5 protein-coding genes are annotated in these 6174 nt (G+C 30.9%); 3 read left to right on the plus strand and 2 right to left on the minus strand.

Annotation, left to right across the window (positions count from 1 at the left end; all coding sequences use genetic code 11):
• Positions 1-45 precede the first annotated feature (45 nt).
• The 3 genes from MHM83_RS13845 (at position 46) to MHM83_RS13855 (ending at position 3493) form a co-directional block, all read left to right on the plus strand.
• Positions 46-720 (plus strand): hypothetical protein, encoded by a 675-nt coding sequence (locus tag MHM83_RS13845; RefSeq protein ID WP_239180379.1) that lies wholly within the window; start codon positions 46-48, stop codon positions 718-720.
• A 142-nt stretch (positions 721-862) separates the two neighbouring features.
• Complete coding sequence (gene pdhA / locus MHM83_RS13850) at positions 863-1858, plus strand: pyruvate dehydrogenase (acetyl-transferring) E1 component subunit alpha (RefSeq protein WP_047790615.1); 996 nt, start codon at positions 863-865, stop codon at positions 1856-1858.
• 3 nt (positions 1859-1861) lie between these two features.
• Positions 1862-3493 (plus strand): pyruvate dehydrogenase complex dihydrolipoamide acetyltransferase, encoded by a 1632-nt coding sequence (locus tag MHM83_RS13855; RefSeq protein ID WP_239180381.1) that lies wholly within the window; start codon positions 1862-1864, stop codon positions 3491-3493.
• A 65-nt stretch (positions 3494-3558) separates the two neighbouring features.
• Here MHM83_RS13855 and MHM83_RS13860 read toward each other — a convergent pair whose 3' ends face one another.
• Both MHM83_RS13860 and MHM83_RS13865 read right to left on the minus strand, forming a co-directional pair.
• The gene (locus tag MHM83_RS13860; protein ID WP_239180383.1) at positions 3559-4809 is read right to left on the minus strand and encodes a nuclear transport factor 2 family protein; all 1251 of its coding nucleotides are present in this window, start codon (positions 4807-4809) and stop codon (positions 3559-3561) included.
• Positions 4810-4913: 104 nt separating this feature from the next.
• Positions 4914-5753 carry a helix-turn-helix domain-containing protein gene (locus tag MHM83_RS13865; protein ID WP_239180385.1) on the minus strand — a complete coding sequence of 280 codons (840 nt, stop codon included), beginning with the start codon at positions 5751-5753 and terminating at the stop codon, positions 4914-4916.
• Between the last annotated feature and the right edge of the window lie 421 nt (positions 5754-6174).

The following is a 6174-nucleotide window of genomic DNA, read 5'->3' on the forward strand; positions in this document are numbered from 1 at the left end:
AAATCATTTAAAAATCGGCATTATATTTGCTTAGATTTATTTACAATGATGAAAATAATACCAACACTTGTAATCATTTTTTTATGTAGCATTACATCCAATGTTCTTGCACAAATGGATGGTTCTGTTAATGGTAAAAAAAAGGGAAATTCTGCTTTTGGTGTTATAACTGCACCTGTTAAAGAAGTAAAAAAACCTAAAGCGTTAGATTTTGACAATAACAATGGATTTAAAACTGCACATAAAGAACAACAAAAAGAACTTCAAAAAAAACAAGCTCAAAGAGATTTAGAAAATAAAGGAATCTTAACTAAAGCTAAAATTGCAGAAGAACAATACTTAAAATCATTCAAACAAATAAATGGAATGTATCAGTATCCTGTTATTGATCAGGACTTAGGGAGTTTTAGTACTAAATCAAAAAGTGTTAACATTATTTGTAGGGATTATCAATATCCTGACGGAGATAAGGTTACCATCTATATAAATGATGTACCTGTTGTTAGCAACCTTATACTAAGACAACGCTATCAGTCCTTTAATATTCCTCTAGATAAAGGAATCAACACTATAAAAATTGTAGCTTTAAACCAAGGTACCTCTGGTCCAAACACAGCCGCATTTAAAATTTATAACGATGCAGGTATGTTAATTTCATCTAATGAGTGGAATTTAGCTACAGGTGCTAAAGCCACTATAATTGTAGCTAAAGAACAATAATTACACCTTTACACTTCTCCAAAAACCTTTCTTCAACTTTTAGTAATAACTTTTTTTAAATTACTAAAAACTACTTATTTTTGTAGCTACGTTTTGTAATAAGTAAAGCAAACAAACATTTAAATAAACAACTAAGTATATAATGAAGAAAATCACCAAAGAAACCTATATCAATTGGTATAGAGACATGCTATTTTGGAGAAAATTCGAAGATAAGCTAGCTGCAGTTTACATTCAACAAAAAGTAAGAGGTTTTTTACACTTATACAACGGTCAAGAGGCTGTTTTAGCCGGTTCATTACATGCAATGGATTTGACTAAAGATAAAATGATTACTGCTTATCGTAATCACGTTCAACCAATTGGTATGGGTGAAGATCCAAAACGTGTTATGGCAGAGTTATATGGTAAAGCTACAGGTACTTCTCATGGTATGGGAGGTTCTATGCACATCTTCTCTAAAGAATACCGTTTCTATGGTGGTCACGGAATTGTAGGAGGACAAATTCCATTAGGTGCTGGTATCGCTTTTGGAGATAAATACAAAGGTAGCGATGCTGTTACTTTATGTTATTTTGGTGATGGAGCTGCACGTCAAGGTTCTTTACATGAAACTTTTAACATGGCTATGAACTGGAAATTACCAGTAGTATTTATTGTAGAAAATAATGGATATGCTATGGGAACTTCTGTCGAAAGAACTGCAAACCATACTGATATATGGAAATTAGGCTTAGGTTATGAAATGCCTTGTGGACCTGTTGATGGAATGAACCCTATCAAAGTAGCTGAAGCTGTAGATGAAGCTATTCAAAGAGCTCGTCGTGGTGATGGTCCTACTTTCTTAGAAATGAAAACATACCGATATAGAGGTCACTCTATGTCAGATGCTCAACATTATCGTACAAAAGACGAAGTTGAAGAGTATAAAAAAATAGATCCTATCACTCAAGTTTTAGATGTCATCAAAGAAAAAGAGTACGCTACAGAAGATGAGATCAAAGCAATTGATAAAGAAGTAAAAGATATGGTTAAGGAATGTGAAAAATTCGCAGAGGATTCTCCATATCCAGAGCTTAATCAATTATATGATATGGTATATGAACAAGAAGATTATCCATTTATAAAATCTAAGTAAACTATGGCTACAATTATAAACATGCCTCGCTTAAGCGATACAATGGAAGAAGGAGTGGTAGCTTCTTGGTTAAAAAAAGTAGGTGATAAAGTTGAAGAAGGTGATATTTTAGCTGAAATCGAAACTGATAAAGCTACAATGGAATTCGAGTCTTTCCATGAAGGAACTTTATTACATATCGGAGTTCAAGAAGGCGAAACAGCTCCTGTTGATAGTTTATTAGCTATTATTGGTGAAGAAGGAGAAGATTTTTCAGCATTATTAAATGGAAACACTTCCGCTTCTGCTGAAACAAAATCAGAAGAACCTAAAACTGAAGAGCCCAAAGCAACATCTACAAATACTGCTATTCCTGAAGGAGTAAAAGTGGTAACCATGCCTCGTTTAAGTGATACAATGACTGAAGGTACCGTTGCTTCTTGGTTAAAAAAAGTAGGTGATAAAGTTGAAGAAGGTGATATTTTAGCTGAAATTGAAACTGATAAAGCTACAATGGAGTTCGAATCTTTCAATGAAGGTACTTTGTTACATATCGGTGTTCAAGAAGGTGAAAGTGCTCCTGTAGATAGTTTATTAGCTATCATTGGTGAAGCTGGTACTGATGTTTCATCATTAGTAGAAGCTCATAAAGCAGGTACTTTAAATAACAACTCTTCTGAAAAACAAGAAGAAGCTCCTAAAGCAATTGAAGAAAATAAAACAGAAACAGTAGCTACTCCAGTAGAAACTGCATCAAATAATAAAGGTGGACGTATTTTTGCTTCCCCTTTAGCTAAGAAAATTGCTAAAGACAAAGGAATTAATTTAGCAGATATTAAAGGTTCTGGAGAAAATGGTCGCATCATCAAAAAAGATGTTGAAAACTATAGTCCAGCTGCTAAAGTTGAAGCTCCTGTAGCTACAAGTTCAGCTACAACTCCATCAGCAGTAACTAATTTTACTACTGCAGCAGGTGAATCTGTAGAGGAAGTTAAAAATTCTCAAATGCGTAAAGCTATTGCTAAAGCACTAGCTAATTCTAAATTCTCCGCTCCTCATTTCTACTTAAACATAGAGGTAGATATGGACAATGCTATTGAATCTAGAAAGATTATTAATCAGATGCCAGAAACAAAAGTATCCTTTAATGATATGGTGGTTAAAGCTTCTGCTATGGCATTGAGAAGACATCCTCAAGTTAATACTACTTGGAATGATGATGTAACAATATACAATAAACATATAAATATAGGTGTAGCCGTTGCTGTACCTGAAGGTTTAGTTGTACCTGTTCTTCGTAATACAGATTACATGAATATCAATCAAATAGATATTGAAGTTCGTCAATTAGCGTCAAAAGCTAGAAATAAAAAACTAACTCCTAACGAAATGCAAGGAAGTACGTTTACGGTATCTAACTTAGGAATGTTTGGTATTGAAAGCTTTACTTCAATTATCAATCAACCTAATTCTGCTATTTTATCGGTAGGTGCAATTGTACAAAAACCAGTAGTGAAAAACGGAGAAATAGTGGTTGGAAACACTATGAAGTTAACCTTAGCATGTGACCACAGAACGGTTGACGGTGCTGTTGGAGCTCAGTTTTTACAAACCTTAAAAACTTATTTAGAGAATCCAGTTACAATGTTAGCTTAATATTCAATAAATTATAAATAAAAAACTCACCTTTGGTGAGTTTTTTTTATGAAATCAAATCTACTTTATTTGGAGTTAATAATATTAATTACCTCTCTTACCAATTTAGGTACCGACGCTGGATTTTGACCAGTTACTAACCTTCCATCCACTTCTAGATGTTCATCTGCTACATCTGAAAAAAAGAACTTTCCTCTATGATCTTCAACTGTTTTTCTTATTAAAAAAGAAAAACTTTTAAAATATTCTTTTTCTTTCTTTTCATGATCTTCAGGAAACCCATTTACTCGCTTGTTTTTTACCACATACTCACCGTCACTTTTCTTTAGAAAAACAATTCCAGCAGTACCATGACACACTGCACTGATAACACCTTCTTGCTTTTCATAAATATCCATAGCTATTTTTTGTATTTCCTTATTCTTAGGTACATTAAACATAGCACTTCCACCTCCCACATAATAAATTGCTTTATAGCTAGACGAATGAACTTCTGTTGTTTTTTTAGTCGTTTTTAAAGCATAGATAAAGTCATTATCATACAAGTATTTTTTCTTATTCTTTTCAGATGTATCCACATATTTTAAAGGAATTGCACCTCCTTTTGGACTAATAATATCTATATTAAACGCAGCTTCCGTAAACATTTTATAAGCCAATACTATTTCATCAAAACTATTTCCTGTTGGTATATTAGTACCTACATAATAATCTGTATTAGAAACCACAAATAAGATTTTATTTCCTGTCTCATAAGAAGCTTCTCTAGTTGCGGTTTTACTTATAATTTTCCAATTATTCGCAAACTTCTTCAGTAAAAAAAGATCTACAAACCTCCATTTACGATTAGGTATTAAGATTTCAACTTTTGCCGTAGCAATATCATTCGTTATATCAACTGAAATGATCTCTCCTGTCCTACCATTAAACTCTCCCTTTTTGTTTGATGAAAAAAAATTTGAATATTCTTCAGTACTAAACTGTTTAAAGCCATCTTTTCCTGTTAAATAAAATGTTACATATTTGTAAAAAGAGTTTTTAAGAGTATTCATTTTATTAAAAGAACTTCCTTCAATATAATTATTAAGCGTCTGTTCAATCAATTCTTTATCAGAATGAGGTAGATTAACATCTGGACGATTTAAACTTTTATAAAACAAACGGTCGTCAGACATAAAACTCTTGCCGTAGTTAATTACTTTCTGTTGTTTACTTCCATAAATACTAACTAGAAGTTTCCCTTTAGTATCTTCTTTTTCTTGTGAAAAACTAAACAGAAAAAAGAAAGACACTACTGCTGTACATATAAATTTCATTTTAAAAGGTTTTTAATTTGAATTCAAACCTCTTAAAACAATCTTCCTTTTTAATGATGTCCTATAATTTAGGCGTCCTAAATTATAATTCTGTACTAAAAACCTTATAAAAACTGCTTTTGATATTGAGCTGGAGTTTGCCCAACAACCTTTTTAAAGGTAGCATAAAAGTTTGATTTTGAAGAAAAACCAGCTTCAAAACCAATATTTTCTAAAGTAATTTTATGATTCTCTTTCAATAGTTTCTTCGCCTCCTCAATTCTGTACTCATTCAAGAATGTTGCAAAGCTTTTTCCAAGGTTATCATTTAGAAATTGCGATAATTTATGAGAAGACACTCCTATTTTAACTGAAATATCAGACAGTTTTATAGCTGTATTTTTATACAACTCTTCTTCTTTCATTAAAGCATCTAATTGAAATTTTAAAGAATCAGCTTCTTTACTTTCAATCTTTTTTGCAGAGTATTTTTCTGGTAAATCTTTAAAAATAGACTCTCTATTTTTCTTTGAAAGGAAAAGTAGTATTAATCCATAAAAAACTATTGAAAAAGTAACAGTTCCTATAAAGTAAAAGTAACCGACTATATAGGCTAAATAAATTAGTAAACTACTTATATAAAAAGCTAATAACCATATTTCAGAAGTGTTACAACTTACATTAGAAAACACCTTTCTAAAAATATCTTTTAAAATAAATACTGATAATACTATATAAACACCCCAAACAAAATAAATAAACTTAACAAAATATGCGTTCCAAAAAAGAATATTACTTGAGTAAGGCTTTATAACACCAACAATAATTACTACTAGAAATAATAAAAGAAAATGAAGTATCCATTTTAATGGAATCACCTTCTTTTTAAATACAGATGCTTTTAAGTAAAAGTATAGCGAAACACCTATTAAAAAACAAGCTGATAAACCTATTTGTATGAGCAATAAATTTCTTTCTTCTTTGGGGGTAAATATTGTATAAACTGATTTGCCTATTCTAATGGTAACAAAGAAAACTAACAATCCCAATATAAAGTTAGATACTCTCTTTGTTTTATCTAGCAATAAAAAATAAATGCTAACTAAAAAACCATTAAAAACCCCTAAAGAACAAATAAAAAATAAACTTCGTTATATAAACTCATTTCGTATTTCTAAAACGTAAATATTAAAAAACAAATTTCAATGTACAAATCTTATTTAGTATAATTACTTCTTTTATAATTATAAAAATAACGGGAAAAGGATTAAAAACTACGCGGTAGGCATTTCTATAGTGACATCTTCTTTAGTGAAGATTCAATAAGGTGAGTTGATTCAGTATAACGTGCTTTTACTACAATAATGCCCTCGAAAATAAAGATCA

Origin of the sequence: Tenacibaculum sp. Mcav3-52 (assembly GCF_022347665.1) — a bacterium.
Taxonomy (GTDB): Bacteria; Bacteroidota; Bacteroidia; order Flavobacteriales; family Flavobacteriaceae; genus Polaribacter; species Polaribacter mesophilus.

What these genes read in the sequence shown, in the direction of transcription:
- MHM83_RS13845 (WP_239180379.1), top strand. Translation starts at nt 46, where the DNA reads ATGATGAAAATAATACCAACACTTGTAATCATTTTTTTATGTAGCATT.
- pdhA (WP_047790615.1), top strand. Translation starts at nt 863, where the DNA reads ATGAAGAAAATCACCAAAGAAACCTATATCAATTGGTATAGAGACATG.
- MHM83_RS13855 (WP_239180381.1), top strand. Translation starts at nt 1,862, where the DNA reads ATGGCTACAATTATAAACATGCCTCGCTTAAGCGATACAATGGAAGAA.
- MHM83_RS13860 (WP_239180383.1), bottom strand. Translation starts at nt 4,809, where the DNA reads ATGAAATTTATATGTACAGCAGTAGTGTCTTTCTTTTTTCTGTTTAGT.